Source organism: Mesorhizobium sp. M6A.T.Ce.TU.002.03.1.1, from assembly GCF_003997275.1.
Taxonomy (GTDB): Bacteria; Pseudomonadota; Alphaproteobacteria; order Rhizobiales; family Rhizobiaceae; genus Mesorhizobium; species Mesorhizobium mediterraneum.
Genome location: NZ_RZTI01000016.1, coordinates 1 through 16,283 on the forward strand (window position 1 = coordinate 1; position 16,283 = coordinate 16,283).

16 protein-coding genes are annotated in these 16,283 nt (G+C 62.8%); 8 read left to right on the forward strand and 8 right to left on the reverse strand.

Going from position 1 to position 16,283, the window contains the following annotated elements:
- Window positions 1-847: ATP-binding protein (locus tag EOC93_RS07500; protein ID WP_127204255.1), on the forward strand; the 847-nt coding region annotated here is incomplete at its 5' end.
- A gap of 135 nt (window positions 848-982) precedes the next feature.
- Here EOC93_RS07500 and EOC93_RS07505 read toward each other — a convergent pair.
- Window positions 983-1,393, reverse strand: a complete 411-nt coding sequence (locus EOC93_RS07505) for a hypothetical protein (RefSeq protein WP_095487107.1) — start codon at window positions 1,391-1,393, stop codon at window positions 983-985.
- Between the two features lie 69 nt (window positions 1,394-1,462).
- On the opposite strand from EOC93_RS07505, the gene EOC93_RS07510 reads away from it, so the two are divergent.
- Together EOC93_RS07510 and EOC93_RS07515 are read left to right on the forward strand one after the other, a co-directional pair.
- Complete coding sequence (locus EOC93_RS07510) at window positions 1,463-1,801, forward strand: hypothetical protein (RefSeq protein ID WP_127204256.1); 339 nt, start codon at window positions 1,463-1,465, stop codon at window positions 1,799-1,801.
- 23 nt (window positions 1,802-1,824) lie between these two features.
- On the forward strand, window positions 1,825-3,027 hold the full coding sequence (locus EOC93_RS07515; RefSeq protein ID WP_127204257.1) for an aromatic ring-hydroxylating dioxygenase subunit alpha: 1,203 nt from the start codon (window positions 1,825-1,827) through the stop codon (window positions 3,025-3,027).
- Window positions 3,028-3,207: 180 nt separating this feature from the next.
- On the opposite strand, the gene EOC93_RS07520 is transcribed toward EOC93_RS07515, so the two are convergent.
- Window positions 3,208-4,620 (reverse strand): aminotransferase, encoded by a 1,413-nt coding sequence (locus EOC93_RS07520; RefSeq protein ID WP_127204258.1) that lies wholly within the window; start codon window positions 4,618-4,620, stop codon window positions 3,208-3,210.
- Between the two features lie 29 nt (window positions 4,621-4,649).
- Window positions 4,650-4,871, reverse strand: a complete 222-nt coding sequence (locus tag EOC93_RS07525) for a hypothetical protein (RefSeq protein ID WP_127204259.1) — start codon at window positions 4,869-4,871, stop codon at window positions 4,650-4,652.
- A gap of 60 nt (window positions 4,872-4,931) precedes the next feature.
- Here EOC93_RS07525 and EOC93_RS07530 point away from each other — a divergent pair, with 60 nt between their 5' ends.
- Genes EOC93_RS07530 through EOC93_RS07540 form a run of 3 tightly spaced genes read left to right on the forward strand, consistent with a single transcriptional unit; the run spans window position 4,932 to window position 7,813 of the window.
- Window positions 4,932-5,849 carry an ABC transporter permease gene (locus EOC93_RS07530; protein WP_127204260.1) on the forward strand — a complete coding sequence of 306 codons (918 nt, stop codon included), beginning with the start codon at window positions 4,932-4,934 and terminating at the stop codon, window positions 5,847-5,849.
- A gap of 25 nt (window positions 5,850-5,874) precedes the next feature.
- On the forward strand, window positions 5,875-6,699 hold the full coding sequence (locus EOC93_RS07535; protein WP_095487113.1) for an ABC transporter permease: 825 nt from the start codon (window positions 5,875-5,877) through the stop codon (window positions 6,697-6,699).
- Window positions 6,700-6,739: 40 nt separating this feature from the next.
- Window positions 6,740-7,813: an ABC transporter ATP-binding protein gene (locus EOC93_RS07540; protein WP_127204261.1), complete on the forward strand. Its 1,074-nt coding sequence runs from the start codon at window positions 6,740-6,742 to the stop codon at window positions 7,811-7,813.
- Here EOC93_RS07540 and EOC93_RS07545 read toward each other — a convergent pair.
- From EOC93_RS07545 to EOC93_RS07565, 5 genes are all read right to left on the reverse strand, one after another.
- Window positions 7,777-9,087 carry a flavin monoamine oxidase family protein gene (locus tag EOC93_RS07545; RefSeq protein ID WP_127204262.1) on the reverse strand — a complete coding sequence of 437 codons (1,311 nt, stop codon included), beginning with the start codon at window positions 9,085-9,087 and terminating at the stop codon, window positions 7,777-7,779. The two genes, EOC93_RS07540 and EOC93_RS07545, sit on opposite strands and share 37 nt — an antisense overlap.
- The gene (locus EOC93_RS07550) at window positions 9,084-10,157 is read right to left on the reverse strand and encodes an extracellular solute-binding protein (RefSeq protein WP_127204263.1); all 1,074 of its coding nucleotides are present in this window, start codon (window positions 10,155-10,157) and stop codon (window positions 9,084-9,086) included. Before EOC93_RS07550 ends, EOC93_RS07545 begins: the two co-directional genes overlap by 4 nt.
- A gap of 114 nt (window positions 10,158-10,271) precedes the next feature.
- Window positions 10,272-11,354, reverse strand: a complete 1,083-nt coding sequence (locus tag EOC93_RS07555; protein WP_095487120.1) for an ABC transporter substrate-binding protein — start codon at window positions 11,352-11,354, stop codon at window positions 10,272-10,274.
- 27 nt (window positions 11,355-11,381) lie between these two features.
- Window positions 11,382-12,098: a transcriptional regulator BetI gene (betI, locus tag EOC93_RS07560; RefSeq protein ID WP_126104641.1), complete on the reverse strand. Its 717-nt coding sequence runs from the start codon at window positions 12,096-12,098 to the stop codon at window positions 11,382-11,384.
- A 58-nt stretch (window positions 12,099-12,156) separates the two neighbouring features.
- Window positions 12,157-12,891: a class I SAM-dependent methyltransferase gene (locus EOC93_RS07565; protein ID WP_245461393.1), complete on the reverse strand. Its 735-nt coding sequence runs from the start codon at window positions 12,889-12,891 to the stop codon at window positions 12,157-12,159.
- Between the two features lie 184 nt (window positions 12,892-13,075).
- Between EOC93_RS07565 and EOC93_RS07570 the strand changes: the two genes are divergently transcribed.
- Both EOC93_RS07570 and EOC93_RS07575 read left to right on the forward strand, forming a co-directional pair.
- Window positions 13,076-14,695 carry an NAD(P)/FAD-dependent oxidoreductase gene (locus EOC93_RS07570; RefSeq protein ID WP_127204264.1) on the forward strand — a complete coding sequence of 540 codons (1,620 nt, stop codon included), beginning with the start codon at window positions 13,076-13,078 and terminating at the stop codon, window positions 14,693-14,695.
- A complete protein-coding gene (locus tag EOC93_RS07575) occupies window positions 14,682-16,247 on the forward strand; it encodes an NAD(P)/FAD-dependent oxidoreductase (protein ID WP_127204265.1) in 1,566 nt (521 codons plus the stop codon). The genes EOC93_RS07570 and EOC93_RS07575 overlap by 14 nt, the downstream gene beginning before the upstream one ends.
- Window positions 16,248-16,283: the final 36 nt, after the last annotated feature.

Genomic DNA, 16,283 nt, shown 5'->3' on the forward strand with positions numbered 1-16,283 from the left:
GACCGCCTACGGCGCCAGGTCGAGCGGCATCCTCATCGACACCGATTTCGCCAGCGGTCCGCTGCTGGCCATGGCCGATGCCGACCATGTGACGCAAGTGGCGGCCAATTTCCTCATCAACAGCCAGCACGCCTTGGCCGGCATCGCCGGCGACCGGCTGATCAAGGTCCGTACGTTTCGCAGCGACCACGGCAATCCCGGATTTTCGGTCGAGGACAACGGGCTGGGCGTGCCGGAAGCGATACGCTCCCGCATCTTCGAATCCTACTTCACCACCAAGCCGGTCGGCGTCGGCACCGGCATCGGCCTGTCGATCTCGAAATCGATCATCGAACGGCACAATGGCAATGTCTGGTTTGAGGAAGTTCTGCCGAGGGGCGCCCGTTTCGTCGTCCAGTTGCCGGCGATCGCCGCCGGCGCGGCCGCCGCCGGCGAAAGCCCGGCGCGCTCGAGCGGATTGCGTCATGCCCTGATCATCGACGACGAGCCGGATGTCGCGGCGTCGCTGTCCGACATTCTGGAGTTGATGGGCATCAAGTCGCGGGTCGTGCCGGCCTGGGCATCGGCCGCTGCGACCTTGAACGGCCATATGCCGCCAGACATCGTTTTTTCCGATCTGCGCATGCCCGGCATCAGCGGCATCGCCATCTATCGCGAGCTGCTCGCCGAAAAACCTGATCTGGCGCGGCGTTTCGTGCTGGTCACCGGCGATCTGATCGGTGCGAAAGCCGAAATCGAGGCGTTGCCTGCGCCGCAGCGGCCGCAGATCCTGGAAAAGCCGTTCAGCACACTGGACGTGCGCGGCGTGCTCTCGGCCATTGCCGAGCAGGCCGCCTTGGGCAGCTAGAACTTCGGACCGGTGGAAACCGGTTTTTGGAAAAATCCGATTCTCAACAAAGAGCTAGCGCCCGAAGAAAAAAGACTCCCGACCGACGATGCGGTGGGAGCCTGCCTGGAGCGCTGGAGGGTCGCTCGGGGGGCATCAAAAAACGTTCGGCGTATCGGTGGCTGGCGCGGCATTGGCGATCACGCGGACCGTGCGAGCCTTGTGGATGCCGGACTGCTCGGCGATGACGCGCAGGCAGTCCGCACTCTCGGCGCCCCAGGCCTGCCCTTTGCAGACAAAATCGATCTCCGGCATCGGCAGGCGCGCGGTCTTGGTCGTGGTCGGCGCGCCGTCGACGATGTTTGCCGGCGGGTTTAGTGAAGCGAAGGCTGGGCCAACGGTCGGCGCGAACGCCATGCCGACGAATGCGGCGGCGGCCAGCACCGCGAACAGCGCCATCGGATGGTCGTTGGCGCGTTGGCGCAGCGCCAGCTTTGGCCGGCGGTCGTTGCGCTCCGGCGCTTGCACACGGCGGTCATTGTAGGCAGTCTGGATTTTCGTATACATCGCCGTTCCCTTCGTTGATTTTCTTTTTCTGTTGAAACGAACGTACTCGCGCTTTGTAACAAGCCAACGATGACGCGCATCCGGCAATGTAACGGGCAAGAAACCGGTTTTTCGGCATCTTGGACAAAACCGGTTCGAGCATCGGCGGACATCGGAATTGCCCTGAAAACAGGCGAGCCCTGGGCTGTTTTTTCCATCTTCGGGAGCCATGTTTCCCACGCGGCTCTCATGGCTCAAGCCGAGATAAGACGTCTATGCGAACCTTGGCTAACACCCGGAATTTTCGAGATTTCTCAAGCCTTGAGCGTTTGGCTTCCGACAAACAACGTCGGAAGATTTCGTAGCAAGAACTTGACCAATTTCGACAAGCCATTGCAATTCAATGAAAAATATGCTTTTATTGAATGAGCATTCAACAAATGAGAGCTTTTATGAACCCGCACCTCCGCGACGTGGCGATCCCCAACAATTGGGACCGGCGGGGCCTGCCGGGTTGGAGTTATCATTCCGACGCCCTGCTCGAACTCGAGAAGGAATACGTCTTCCGCAACCATTGGCAGATCGCCGGCCACATCTCCGACCTGCCGAACGCCGGCGACTATCTGACCATGGACGTGGTCGGCGAGCGGGCGCTGATCGTGCGCGGCAAGGACGGCGTCGTCCGCGCCTTCAACAACATGTGCCGCCATCGCGGCAGCCGCGTCGTCGCCGATAGCCAAGGCACCTGCAAGAATGCTCTGGTCTGCCCTTTCCACGGCTGGGTCTATAATCTCGACGGCACACTGCGGGGCGCCGCCCGTCCGCGTTCTTTCCCCGATCTCGACAAGACTGAATTCGGCCTGATGCCGCTCGACCTCGAGATCTGGATGGGCCTCATCTTCATCCGCTTCCGCAAGGGTGGCCCGCAGTCGTCGGTAGCCGAGCTCCTGAAGCCGATCGAGGCCGAGATCGCCCACTATGGCGTCGCCGAGATGATGCCGTCCTGGGGCATCTGGACCCAGAAGAGCCCGGTCAACTGGAAGTCGGTGCGCGATGTCGACAATGAAGGCTACCACGTTGCCATGGCGCATCCGGCCTTGCAGGATCTTTACGGCGCGACCTATTTCGACGAGCCGTTCATCAACGGCGTGTCGCGTTCCTTCGCCACTTACAATCCGCATGCCGGACGGCGCTGGAGCGTCGGGCAATACATCAAGATCGCGCCCGAGGCGACGCGTCTGCCGGAACACCTGCGCAAGGCCTGGATCTATTACGGCATCTTCCCTAACAACGCGCTGTCGATCATGCCGGAATCCGTGCAGTTCTATCAGGAGTTTCCGCTATCGACCGGCGAGACGCTGCTGCGCGGCGCCATCTACCGCTACCCCGACGAGACCAGGGGGCAGGCAGCGGCACGCTATCTCGCCTACCGCATCGATCGGGACACCATGAACGAGGACGTGCAGCTTTCCGTGTGGTCCAACGAATCCATGCTATCGGAAGCCTTCGGCGGCTTCTATCTCTCCGACCTCGAATATGGCGTGCGCACCCACCACGACCATCTGCGCAAGCAAATCCCCGTGCTCGGGCTGGAAACGGCGCCGGAGGAAAAGGATATGTGGGCGCTCAACGACGCGCTGCGGTCGAAGTCGTAAAGGCGAGACGGAGAAGCTGCCGGCCATCTCCCCCCTTGCGGGGGAGATGGCCGGCAGGCCAGAGGGGGTCGCCCCACATAGAGCGCCAACCTCCATCTACCGCAGTAGGTCGCGTCCGGTCGAACCGACCCCCTCTGTCGCCTTCGGCGACATCTCCCCCTCAAGGGGGGAGATCGGCTGTCACCCTTGCCACACCCCTTCCTTCCGCAAATCGTCCACCGTGCGCGAAATGCCTTCGCGCAAGATCGACACCATATCGTCGATTTGCTCGCGAGTGATGATCAGTGGCGGCGACATCACACACATGTTGATCAGCGGCCGGACCAGCAGGCCAAGTTCATGGCAATGCGCATCGATCCGCTTGCCGACATCCTTGTCGAGCTGCAGCGGATCGTTGCTTTCGCGATCGGCGACGCATTCGACGCAAGCCATCAGCCCCAGGCCGCGCACTTCGCCGACCAGCGGCAACTCCTCCAGCGCCTTCAGTTGCGCCTGGAAGTAGGGCGCGACCTCGCGCGTATGGGCCAGCACGCTTTCTTCCAGGATATCGAGGTTCTTCAGCGCCACTGCACAACCGACCGGATGGCTGGTGTAGGTCAATCCATGGCCGAACATGGCGTCCGGATGGTTTGAGCGGCGCAGCTGCTCGAGAAGCCGTTCCGAGATGATGACGCCGCCAAGCGGGAAATAGCCTGACGTGACGCCCTTGGCAAAGGTGATCATATCAGGATCGATGCCGAACATATCGCCGGAAGCAAAGACATGGCCAAGCCGGCCGAAGGCGGTGACCACCTCGTCGGAAACATAGAGGATGTCGTTGTCGCGGCAGATTTGGCGGATGCGCTTGAGATACCCGTCAGGCGGCACGATGACGCCGCCGGACGCCTGCACCGGTTCGCCGACGAACGCGCCTATCCTGTCGGCGCCAACACGGCCGACAGTATCGCGGAATTCGTCGACCAGGACATCGGTGAAGGCTGAAATACTCATGCCGCGCGGACGGCGGAACGGATCGGGCGACGACAGCTTGACGACCAGATCGTCGGCGCCGTCCATCCAGTCGCGATCGCGCGGGCGCCCGTTGAGCGAGGCCGACAGATAGGTCGAGCCATGATAGGCGCCGCCCCTGCTCAGGATCAGCTTCTTTTCCGCGCGGCCGCGGACATTGTTGTAGAACTGCATGAAGCGCAGCGCCGTCTCAACGGCCGAAGAGCCGCCGGTGGTGAAGAAGACATGGCTGAGGTCGCCGGGCGCATAGCCGGCGATGCGCATGGCGAGTTCCGCCGACGGCGCGTTCATCGTGTACCACGGCGTGTTGTAGGACAGCGCCATCGCCTGATCGTACATCACCCGCGCCAATTCCTCACGGCGGTGGCCGATATTGACACACCACATGCCGGCCGGCCCGTCGATCAGCTTTTTGCCGGTGCCATCGGTGATGTAGATGCCGTCGCCCTCACCGATCAGGGCGCGCGCCTCTGCGCCGACCGAGCCGGCGAACGGCCAGGGCTGGACGAGGTGGCGCTTGGCCAGCTCGACGGCATCGCCAGACCCAGCCGTTTCAGTCGCCTTCAAATCTCTTGCAGCCGCCATCGTCGCCTCGCATCGTTTCATCGCAAATTTCATCGGACACAAAGCTCGGCGCCAAGCACCGGAAAAGCCGGCTTTCTTGGCTCCATTTTGAATGTCTGTTCAATCAACATTGCAGAAATAGCGCTTGATTTCAATCCACGGATGCGCGCATGATGAAAGAAAGCCGGCAAGCTCGGAGCGCGATCAGTGATTGCGCCCTGGGCATAAAATTGGGAACAAACAGCCGGTGCGCTAGCAATGGGACGCTGCATGGCAGGACAATCCGCGCCAGCAACCGAGATCACGCCCAGGGCCCTGCCCGAGGGCCCGCAATGACGGCGGCTGCAGAAGGATCGCCCACGTTTGGCATGACGCGGGCCAGGCGAAACGCCCTTCTGCAGTCCGAACCCGTCCAGGGCTTTGCCCTGATCAGCCCGACCTTTCTCTACGCGCTCGTGCTTCTGGTGCTGCCGATATTGGTCGTCGTCGCGCACTCCTTCTGGACGCAGAACTACCTCACCATCGATCGCACCATCACGCTGGAAAACTACCGAGTTGCGCTGACCGAGCCGATCTATCGCGACCTGCTCTGGCGCTCGCTCTACATCTCGCTGATGGTGAGCTTCTTCACGGTGGTCCTCGCCTATCCGATCGCCTACTTCATCTCGTTCCATGGCGGCCGCCACAAGAGCCTGTGGCTGTTCCTGATCACCATACCGTTCTGGACCAGCTATCTGCTGCGCGTGATGTCGTGGAAGGTCATCCTCGGCTACAATGGCGTGCTCAATTCCGGCCTGATGGGTCTTGGCGTCATCGACGAGCCGTCGACCGCGCTGCTTTACAATTCGAGCGCCGTCATCATCACGCTGACCCACGCCTGGGCGGCCTTCGCAATACTGCCGATCTTCGTCTCGCTGGAAAAAATCGACCGCACGCTGGTCGAGGCGGCCAAGGATCTCGGCGATGGTCCCATTCGCTCCTTTCTGCGCGTGACGCTGCCGCTGTCGGCGCCCGGCATCATCTCGGCGGCGCTGATCGTCATGATCCCGACCGTCGGCGACTATGTCACGCCGAAGCTTGTCGGCGGCAAGGACGGCGTCATGATCGCCAACGCCATCCAGGCGCAGTTCGGCAAGGCCTCCAACTGGCCGCTTGGCGCCGCGCTTTCGGTCACCACCATGCTGATCGTGACGCTGATGGCCGGCGCCACCGTGCTGATCATCCGCGCCGCCCAGAGGCTAGCACGATGACGGCTGGCACGATGAGGCTGGCGCGATGACGGCGATGCGGCGCTTCCTGGCCAGCGGCTGGCTGTCGACCTATGCGTTCCTCTATGTCGTTTTCCTCTACCTGCCGGTCATCTTCCTGCCGATCTTTTCGGTCAACAGCGCCGCGACGCCGAAATTCCCGCTCTCCGGCTTCACCCTCAAATGGTATGAGGACCTGCCACGCACGCCGGCGCTGCTTGACGCTGCCTGGAACAGCCTGGTCGTCGGTGTATCGGCTTCCATCCTCTCCACCGTGCTCGGCATTCTCGCCGCCCGCTCGATCACCCGTTATCGCTACCCCGGCCGCCGCGCCATCAACGGCCTGATCATGGCGCCGCTGGTGCTGCCCGAAATCATCGTCGCCATCTCTATGCTCCTGGTGATACTGCAACTGGGTTTGAGCCTGTCGCTGTTCACCATCGTGCTCGGCCACGTCCTGATCTGCATTCCTTATTCGATGACCGTGCTGACCGCCGGCTTCGAGGGCTTCGACCGCAGCCTGGAGGAAGCCTCCGCCGATCTCGGCGAGAGCGCCTTCGGCACCTTTAGACGGGTGACGCTGCCGATGGTGGCGCCGGCCATCATTTCCAGCCTGCTCGTCTGCTTCACCATCTCGCTCGATGAGTTCATCATCGCCTTCTTCCTGACCGGTACCGAAGCGACGCTGCCGATCTATATCTGGGGCCAGTTGCGCTTCGCCTCGAAGCTGCCTGGCGTGCTGGCGCTGGGCACGCTCTTGCTGGCTGCTTCCTTCCTGCTGATGACCATCGCTGAAATCCTGCGCCGCCGCGCGGCAAGACGCACCCAGAACGAGGGAGGCCTCCATGCCTAAGCCGCCTCAAGCCGAACGATCCCACCAAACCGAACGACCAATGATCGAGATTCGCAACGTCACCCGCAACTATGGGTCGTTCAAGGCGCTAGACGACGCCTCGCTGACCATCAAGGAGGGCGAATTCTTCTCGCTGCTCGGCCCGTCAGGCTGCGGCAAGACCACGTTGTTGCGCATGATCGCCGGCTTCGACAATCCGACCAGCGGCTTGATCTCGGTCGACGGTCAGTCGATGGAGGGCATCCCGGCCAATCGCCGGCCAACCAACATGGTGTTTCAGAGCTATGCGATCTTCCCGCATCTCAATGTCGAGCAGAACGTCGCCTATGGGCTGAAGCGGTTGGGGCTCGAACGGTCGGAAGAAAAGCGCCGCGTCGAAGAGGCGCTGGACCAGGTGTCGCTGACCGGCCTCGGCAAGCGCCTCGCCACCGAGCTGTCCGGCGGCCAGCGCCAGCGCGTGGCGCTGGCCCGCGCGCTGGTGATGCGGCCCAAGGTGCTGCTGCTCGACGAGCCGCTGTCGGCGCTGGACAAGAAGCTGCGCGAGCAGATGCAGGTCGAGCTGCGCCGCCTGCAGCAGGCGGTCGGCATCACCTTCGTCCTGGTCACGCACGACCAGTATGAGGCGCTGGCGATGTCGGACCGCATCGCCGTGATGTTCGGCGGCAGGATCGCGCAGGTCGCTTCGCCCAAGGAGATCTACCAGCGGCCGGTCAACCGTCAGGTCGCCGACTTCCTCGGCGGCATGAATTTCGTCAAGGCCGAGATCGTCGAGGAGAACGGCGCTTCGCTGGTCCTCGACACGCTGGGCTTCGGCCGCGTCAAAACCGACAAGCCTAGGGCTTTCGTCCGCAATGGCGGCGCTGCGACGCTCGGCATCCGGCCGGAGCGTCTGCGCGTGTTGTGGGACAACGCCACGGCGAAGTTCGAGGTGGCCGGCAAGGTGGTGGAGCGCCATTACTTCGGCGAGATCACGCACCTGATCGTTGAGATACCGGGATTGGAAAAGCCGCTTTCGGTGACCGAAACCAACGATTTCGGCGCCGACGACATACCGGTCGGCACCTCGATCCGCCTCGCCTACGATCCCGAGGCGCTGGTGGCGATGGCAGACTGAAGGCCCGAGATGATCTTTCGTGCAGCGATGCGCCCAGCCATAACAGCGCCCTCAATGTAGCCCGGGAATGACGGCGACAGTTCGGACGCGGCGAAATGCAGTGGCTGCGCGCCGGCAAGGATGATGCGTTCGGCATCGGTCGCCGTCGCATCGACGATAAGATCGCTGTAGCCGCCGCCGCTCCAGCGATCATGCGTCCAGTCGCGATAGCTGAAATCGAGCATGTCGGCGGCCTCCGTGCCGAGCGCATCCTTCAGCCTCGTCGTCACCTCGGCGCGCAATGCCGTGTCGCCGAGCTCACGCCAGCGCAGGGCCAGCGGCCCGCCGACGAAGACGACCAGCGCGGCATGGTCGTTGTCCTTGCTCACGTCGCAGGCAAACAGCCCTGGCAGGTCGCGCCACATCACCACGCCGCTCAGACCTCTTGCACGCCAGAAGGCGCTGGGATAGCGCACCAGCACTTTGATCACCGCGCCGCTTTGCCAGACACCGAGCGCCCTTCTCAGGCCAGCCGGCAGCGGCGGTGCAAAGTCCAGCTTCGAGGTCGTCATCGGCGGCACCGCGACCAGGGCCGACCGCGCTTCGACCACACCCATCGCCGAGGCGAGACGAACCCCTTCCGGCCCGTGCTCGATGGTTCCGACCGGCGTGTTCAGCCGCACGCGATCACCGAGGTCGCCGGCCAGATCGTCCGCCAGCGACTGCATGGTTTCACGCACGAAATATTGCAGCTCCGAAACCTCGTTGGTGATGCGACGGTCATTGTCGATCAGGTGCCACAGCGGCAGCTTTTCGAGCGCCTGGCACCACAAGCCCTCGATCATCGAACGGAAGGCCGCCTTGGCCTGGTCGGGATCAGGCTGACGGTCGAGCCATTCCGCGACGGTCAATCCGGCAATATCAGGCTCGTCCGGCGCGATCGCATTCATCCGGTCGCGAATCGCCATCGAGCCCAGGTAAGCTCGGTCGGCTTGCTGAGCGCTCATCCGCGGTTGCGTGATGAATTCCCCCTTTACATAGGTCTCAACCAGCGTCTTGCCGCGAGCCTCGACCAGCGCCATCAGTTCCGGCATGTCCTCGCACAGGAATTGGCCACCGCTGTCAACGCGCTCGCCGAGGCCGATCTCCATTGACTCAACCCGCCCGCCGACACGGTCGCGCGCTTCGAGCAGCAGGAAATCGACGCCGGCCTTCTTTAGTTCCAGCGCCGCCGACAGGCCGGTGAAACCGGCGCCGACGATGACGACATCGGTTCGTTCGATCCCGCTCTTCAATAGCCGGCCTTGATCTTCTCGAACTCCTCGATCATCCGCTGCTTGAACTCCGGCCCCACCGGCTGCTGGAACAAGGTCTTGTCGAGGAATTTGTCGAGATTGTCGAAGCCCCGCTCGGCCAGCAGCTTGGGCTCGATCGCTTCCATGCCGGCGCCGTTGCCATGACCATAGCCGAATGTCGTGACCATGTAGCCTGACACATCAGGCGCATTGACGGCGTTCAGGAAATCATAGGCGTGGTCGAGATTGCCCGGCGCGTCCTTCATCAGCACATAACCGCACACCCAGGTCGACAGGCCCTCCTTGGTGTTGCGGTTCATGGCGATCGGCACGCCTTGGCCCTTGAGCGTCACAAACGTCTCGTTCCAGCCCCAGGCCAGATCGACCTCGTTGCCGGAGAAGGCCTGATTGATGTCGGTATCGTCGGTCCAGTAGAAGCGGATGTTCTTGTGCACCTGGCGCAGGAAATCGGACGCCTCCTTGAACTGCGCATCGGTCATCTTGGTCCAGTCCTTCAACCCGATGACGAGGCTTGCCAGTGCATAGGCGTCGTCGACATTGTCGCCTATGGTGACGCGCCCTTTGAATTTCGGATCAGAGAAGATCCGCAGCGACTGCGCTTGTTCCGCCGTCACGTTGTCGGTGCGATAGAGCAGCGATGTGTTGCCCCAGTCGAAAGGCATGAACCAGGCCTTGCCGTCGGCGGCAGTAGTGAGATCCTTCATCGCCATGATGCCGGGATTGAGGTCTTTCCAGCCGGCGATGCGGCTGGTGTCGAGCGGCTGCAGCATGCCGGCCTCGCGCCACTTCACCACGCTTTGCGAGCAGGGGTGCGCAATGTCGGCCCTGAAGCCGGCCCGCATCTTCTGGAAGGCCTCGTCCTCGTCACCAAAGAAAGCGAAGGTCGGTTCAGTGCCGTATTTGACGACGTAGGCCGGATGGAGCAGCGGATCCTCGTAGCCCGACCAGTCGAACACGACGAGGTCGCCCCCGTCCGCCGCAACGGCGAGGGCAGCTGGGCCGATCGTGCATGCGGCAGCAACGGCAAGGCGGCGAAGCATGGAACCCATGGCGCGAAACTCCTCATCGTGGGAAGTGGCGCAGCGACGTTACGGAATTTCAGTGACCTTGGCGAGCCCGCCTGCCCGCCGGTTTGGTGGGCAGGCGAGATAGGTAAAACAAGCTCAATAGCCGGCTTTGATCTTCTCGAACTCGGCGATCATCTTGAGCTTGAGATCCGATGGAACCGGCGCCTGGAACAGCGTCTTGTCGATGAATTTCTGCACGTCGTCGTAGCCCTTTTCCTTCAGCACGGCCTGATCGACAGCGGCCATGCCCTTGGCGTTGGCCTGGCCATAGCCCCAGTCCTTGACCAGGATGTTGGCGACTTCCGGATCGTTGACGGCATTGAGATAATCATAGGCCTTGTCGGTATTCCCCGGCGCATCCTTGAACAGCACATAGCCGCAGACCCAGGTCGAAATCCCCTCTTCGGTATCCTTCTTGGCCTTGATCGGCACGCCGGCGGCGACCGACTGCACCGTCGCGTCGTTCCACGCCCAGGCAAGGTCGACCTCGCCGCCGCTCAACAGCTGGACGATATCGGTGGAATCGGTCCAGTAGGAGCGAACATTCTTGTGCACCTGGCGCAGGAAGTCCGACGCCTGCTTGAACTGGTCGTCGGTCATCTTTGTCCAGTCCTTGAGCCCGATCGCCAGCGAGGCCAGCGCATAGGCGTCGTCGACATTGTCGCCGATGGAAACCCTGCCCTTGAACTTGGGATTGGCCAAGGCCTTCAGCGACTGGACGTCCTTCTCATCGACCTTGTCGGAATTATAGGTCAGCTGCGAGTTGCCCCAGTCCCATGGCATGAACCAGGCCTTGCCGTCGGCGCTGGTAGCGAGATCCTTCATCGCCATGATACCGGGATTGAGGTCTTTCCAGGCCGATATCTTCGAGGTGTCGAGCGGCTGCAGCAGGCCCGCGTCGCGCCATTTCACCACGCTCTGCGAGCAGGGATGGCCGAGATCGGCCTTGAAGCCGGAGCGGGCTTTTTCGAACGCCTCGTCCTCGTCGCCGAAGAAGGTGAAGGTCGGCGAGTCGCCGTTCTTGTCGACATATTTCTGGTGGAAACCGGGATCCTCGTAGCCGGACCAGTCGAACACGACCAGGTCCTTGTCGGCAGCGATCGCAAGCCCTGCGACTGAGGCCGCCAAGGTTCCGGCTAGTGCCAATGTCAGTGTCAGCCGTCGGGTCATGGTCTTCATTGCTGTTCCATCCTCTTTTTGATTGTTTCATGCAGTCTTGTCGCTGCCGGCTGTTGGCCACGGATAATGCTTTGGAAATGCAGCCGACAGGAACTCGTTCGCCGCCTGCAGCGCGGTTTCGCGGGTGACGTCCTCGGTGCCCATCATCAGCCGCAGCCACAGACCCTCCAGCATGGCACTGAGCGCCAGCGCCATGACTTGCGGCTCGAAGGCATAGCCGCCGCTTTGCTTGAGCGTCGCGCAAAGATCGATGAAGACTTTCTGATAGGCCGCGTCGCGCGCGCCGCACAGCGCTTGATAAGTCGGGCGCGACTTTGCCTCGCCCCAGAAGGCGCACCAGGCGGCCAGCTTGCGCTTGTTGCAGATCGAGCGGTCGAAATCGGCGGCAACCAGAGCCTGCAACTGGCGGGCAGGATCGTCGCCAGCCTTGGTGAGGGCAGCGCGCCAGTGCGCGGCATATTCGTCGGCCATGTATGCTAACGTGGCGACGAGCAGCTTCTCCTTGCTCTCGAAGTGAAAGTTGACGATCCCGCGCGACAGGCCGGCGCCATCGGCGACATCGGCCATCGTCGTCTCCGAATAGCCGCGCTTGGCCAGCGAATCGATTGTCGCCTCGATCAGCTGCAGCTGCCTGACCTCCTTCGACGCCTTGCGACCGCGCTTTTCGGGCTCGTGTCTGCGCGCTGATTCGAGGAGGGCCTCCCTGGCCTCGGCTGTCTTCATGGGCGTGATGGTCTCCAGCATCGCCAGCTATCCAACCGGCTTTCGACCGCGAAGATGAGTGGGACGGTGCTCGCCGCTGTCAAGAACCTTCTGCATGGCTTCCCAGGTTCGTATGTTCTTGTCGACATAGGCCGCACCGACCGCAGCCACAACCGCCGGGTAGAGCGGGCCCTTGAGGCGCTTCAATTCCTCCCGCGCGACGTCGCGATACCAGGTCATGCACCGTGACGTCTGCAAAGCCTGCCCGGCGCATCGCCGCGGCATAGCGGGCCGGCGATGCCATGGCGAAGGACAGGCCTTCCGCGGCGACATAGGCCTTCATCTCAGGCGACGGCTCGCCGTCGCGCGAGATCATCCAGTTCGATGCCGCGAAGACACCGCCCGGCTTCAGCACGCGAAAGATTTCGGCAAACAAGGTTTCCTTGTCAGACACATGCAGCAGCGCATCCTTCGAGAAGACGACGTCGAAGGAACTGTCGGCGAAGGGCAACGGCCCGGGCGGCGTCTGGACGAAATTGGCGCGACCGGAAAGCCCGCGTGCGGCCGCCCTTTGCCTGGCCATCTCGATTACCGGCGGCTCGACATCGAAGCCTGTAACGTGGGCAGCGCCATGGCGCTCGAGCAGATGCAGCGTGATGCCGCCCGAGCCGCAACCTATGTCGAGGATCGTCTTGCCCTTGAGCGCAAGGCCCTCGACAACCCGGTCGACCTCATCCGGCCCGCCAGGCGACAGATAGCCGTCGCCCCACAGCGCCTCGAGGAAGCGGATGGCAGTGTCGTCATACTCCGGCTCGGCATCTACCGTTTCGATCATCAGACCTCAGTCCAAAGCCCATACCGAATGTTGGCAAAGCCTAGCGGATTAACGCGAAAACGCAACATCATTTGTTGAACATTCATTCAAAATGGCTGGACAATATGGCGACAGCCATGCCAGATTTCGCGCATTCGGGATCGATCACACGAAGCGGTCGGGCAGAAATGAAGGCTGAGCCAAGATGAAATCCTGGGATGCGATCGTCATCGGTGGCGGCCACAACGGTCTGGTCAATGCCTGCTACCTGCAGCGTGCCGGGCTCGACGTGCTGGTCGTCGAGAAGAACGGCTGGGTCGGCGGCGCCGCCACCAGCAGGGAATTGACGCCTGGCTTCCTCTATTCCAACTGCTCCTATGTCTGCTCGCTGTTTCGCCCCGAGATCATGCGCGACCTCGAACTGCCGCGCTTCGGCCTGCAGGTGATTTCCTACGAGGGCGGCGCGGTGTTCACCCGCGACGGCGACTACCTCGCCAACTACCGCGACCACGATGCCCACCGGCGCGAGTTCGCCCGCTTTTCCAGGCGCGACGCCGAAGCCTATGACCGTTACGCCCGCGACGTGACGCGGCAATGCCGCTTCATCCAGCCATTGCTGATGCGCACCGCGCCCGATCCGACCAGTTTACGGCCGCGCGATCTCGGCGAACTTCTGTATCTGGGCAGAAAGTTCGCCGGGCTCACGCCTGAGGAAATGGCGCTGACGCTGCGCTTCTGGACCATGTCGATCTCGGACTTCCTCGACGAATATTTCGAGACCGATGTCATCAAGGCGAATTTCGCGCTGTCCGGCATCATCGGCACTGCGCTCGGCCCGATGTCGCCCGGCACGGCCTATGTGCTGCTGCACCACTATATGGGAGAGGTCGACGGCTCGGTCGGCGCCTGGGGCTATGCGCGCGGCGGTATGGGCGCCGTCACCAAGGCGCTCGCCGCCTCCTTCCAGGCCTCCGGCGGCACCATCCGCACCGGCGCCGAGGTCGACCATGTGCTGATCCAGCGCGGCAGGGCCAAAGGCGTCATGCTGGCCGACGGCGAGGAGATTTATGGCAAGCTCGTCGTCTCCAACGCCGATGTGAAACGCACCTTCCTCAAGCTGGTCGAGGAAAAGGAGCTGCCCGACGTCTTCCTGCGCCGAGTCAGGAATTTTAGGATTCGCGGCTCGTCGGGCAAGGTCAATATCGCGCTGGATTCGCTGCCCGAATTCTCGGCGCTGCCGAAGGATTCGCCGGTCTATCGCGGCGATATGCATTTCACCGATTCGATGGAGCGCATGGAGCGCGCCTATGACGACTGGAAGGCCGGACGCTGGTCGGCCGACCCCTTCCTCGACATGGTGATTCCGACGACGCTCGACCCGACCATGGCGCCGCCCGGCAAGCATTTCATGAGCTGCTTCGTGCAGTACGCGCCACCGAAGGTGAACGGCCGCGACTGGACCGACGCCGACCGCGATGGTTTTGCCGAAAGCGTGATTTCGCAGATCGCCGAGTATTCGCCGGGCTTCCGCGACCGCATCGTCCATATGGAGGTGCGCACGCCGCGTGAGATCGAGGCCGAGGTCGGCCTCACCGAAGGCAATATCTTCCAGGGCGAGCTGACCTTCGACCAGCTGCTGTTCAACCGCCCGGTGCCGGGCTACGCGCAATACCGCTCGCCCGTCACGGGGCTCTATATGTGCGGGTCCTCGACCCATCCCGGCGGCGGCGTCATGGGCGCGCCCGGGCGCAATGCAGCGGCCGAAATCCTGCGCGACCTTGCCAAGCCGACTAAGCATATGAGCCCGGCCCATGACGTTATTTGATGTTGTTGTCATCGGCGGCGGCCACAACGGCCTCGTCGCCGCCGCCACGCTGGCGAAAGCCGGCCGCCAGGTGCTGGTGTTGGAAGCCGCCCGAGACGTCGGCGGCGCGGCGCGCACCGAGGAATTCGCGCCGGGTTTTCGCGTCTCCTCAATCGCTCACCTGCTGAACCGTCTTCACCCCGAAGTGGTGAAGACGCTGGAGTTGGAGAAGCACGGCCTGCAATTCGCGCGCGACGACTTCGTGCCGTCCGTGGCGCTGTCGAAAGACGGCCCGTCGCTTGTCCTGCACGGCGCCTATGGCGAGGTGCTGACCGGCGCCAGTTCCTCCGAGCAGACCGCCTGGAAGGAGCTGCGTGCGCAACTGCTGCGCTACGCCGGCATCCTGAAGCCGTTCCTTGCACGCCGGCCGCCCGACCTCGGCAGCATGTCGCTGCTTGAGACGGCATCGCTTGGTCAGACCGCGCTGGCATTGAAGAAGCTTGGTAAGGAGGATATGCGCGATTTCCTGCGCGTGCTGCTGATGAACGTTGCCGACCTGCTCGATGAGCAGCTTGCCGATATCAGGCTGAAGGGGCTGCTCGCCTTCGATGCCACGCTCGGCAGCCATCTCGGCCCGCGCTCGCCGACCTCGCTGCTCGGTCTCTACTTTCGGCTGGCAGGCGAGGCAGGCGGCACTGCCGGCGCGCAGGTTCTGCCAAAGGGCGGCATGGGTGCTGTCATTTCAGCCATCCGCGCAGCGGCGGAAAAGGCAGAGGTGACCATCCGCACGGCGACTCCGGTGGCAAGGATAATCGTCGAGAAAGGCTGCGCCGCCGGCGTTGTGCTGGCCAGCGGCGAGATGCTCCGCGCCAAGACGATCGTCTCCGCCATCAATCCGGCGACCACTTTTTTCGACCTTATCGGACCGCGCGAGATCGACACCGGCTTTGTCCGCAAAGTGAAGAACATCCGCATGAAGGGCGATGCGGCGAAGCTGCATCTGGCGCTTGACCGGCCGCCGCAATTCACCAGCGTCGATGCCGCCGGCCACAAGGGCCGTCTGGTGATGGCGCCCTCGCCCGATCATATCGAGCGCGCCTTCAATCCATCGAAGTACGGCGAGTTCTCGCCCGAGCCGGTGATGGAGATCACGCTGCCCAGCCTTGCCGACTCGTCGCTGGCGCCGGACGGCGCCTGTGTGCTGTCTGCGGTCGTGCAGTATGCGCCCTATGCGCTGAAAGAAGGCTGGAGCGTTGGCAAGCCGAAATTCCTCAAGGCGATCATGGCTCAATTGGAGACCTATGCGCCGGGAATCGGCAAGACTGTGCTTCATGCAAAGCTGCTGACACCGGCCGACATCGAGGCGCGCTACCGGATGCCGGGCGGTCACTGGCATCACGGTGAACTGCAGGCCGACCAGATGCTGATGTCGCGCCCCGTCTCCGGCTGGTCGGGCTACGACACGCCGATCGACGGGCTGTTCCTCGCCGGCGCCGGCTCGCATCCGGGCGGCGGCGTTTCCGGCGCGCCAGGGCTGAATGCCGCGCGGCGCATTATTGGCATGAAGGGGTAGGCATGAATACTCAATCGGCCAAGGCCGTGCTCTACG

Excerpts from the sequence above, each read along its gene's own strand:
- EOC93_RS07505 (WP_095487107.1), bottom strand. The coding sequence starts at position 1,393 with ATGTATACGAAAATCCAGACTGCCTACAATGACCGCCGTGTGCAAGCG.
- EOC93_RS07510 (WP_127204256.1), top strand. The coding sequence starts at position 1,463 with ATGACGCGCATCCGGCAATGTAACGGGCAAGAAACCGGTTTTTCGGCA.
- EOC93_RS07515 (WP_127204257.1), top strand. The coding sequence starts at position 1,825 with ATGAACCCGCACCTCCGCGACGTGGCGATCCCCAACAATTGGGACCGG.
- EOC93_RS07520 (WP_127204258.1), bottom strand. The coding sequence starts at position 4,620 with ATGGCGGCTGCAAGAGATTTGAAGGCGACTGAAACGGCTGGGTCTGGC.
- EOC93_RS07525 (WP_127204259.1), bottom strand. The coding sequence starts at position 4,871 with ATGCAGCGTCCCATTGCTAGCGCACCGGCTGTTTGTTCCCAATTTTAT.
- EOC93_RS07530 (WP_127204260.1), top strand. The coding sequence starts at position 4,932 with ATGACGGCGGCTGCAGAAGGATCGCCCACGTTTGGCATGACGCGGGCC.
- EOC93_RS07535 (WP_095487113.1), top strand. The coding sequence starts at position 5,875 with ATGACGGCGATGCGGCGCTTCCTGGCCAGCGGCTGGCTGTCGACCTAT.
- EOC93_RS07540 (WP_127204261.1), top strand. The coding sequence starts at position 6,740 with ATGATCGAGATTCGCAACGTCACCCGCAACTATGGGTCGTTCAAGGCG.
- EOC93_RS07550 (WP_127204263.1), bottom strand. The coding sequence starts at position 10,157 with ATGGGTTCCATGCTTCGCCGCCTTGCCGTTGCTGCCGCATGCACGATC.
- EOC93_RS07555 (WP_095487120.1), bottom strand. The coding sequence starts at position 11,354 with ATGAAGACCATGACCCGACGGCTGACACTGACATTGGCACTAGCCGGA.
- betI (WP_126104641.1), bottom strand. The coding sequence starts at position 12,098 with ATGCTGGAGACCATCACGCCCATGAAGACAGCCGAGGCCAGGGAGGCC.
- EOC93_RS07565 (WP_245461393.1), bottom strand. The coding sequence starts at position 12,891 with ATGATCGAAACGGTAGATGCCGAGCCGGAGTATGACGACACTGCCATC.
- EOC93_RS07570 (WP_127204264.1), top strand. The coding sequence starts at position 13,076 with ATGAAATCCTGGGATGCGATCGTCATCGGTGGCGGCCACAACGGTCTG.
- EOC93_RS07575 (WP_127204265.1), top strand. The coding sequence starts at position 14,682 with ATGACGTTATTTGATGTTGTTGTCATCGGCGGCGGCCACAACGGCCTC.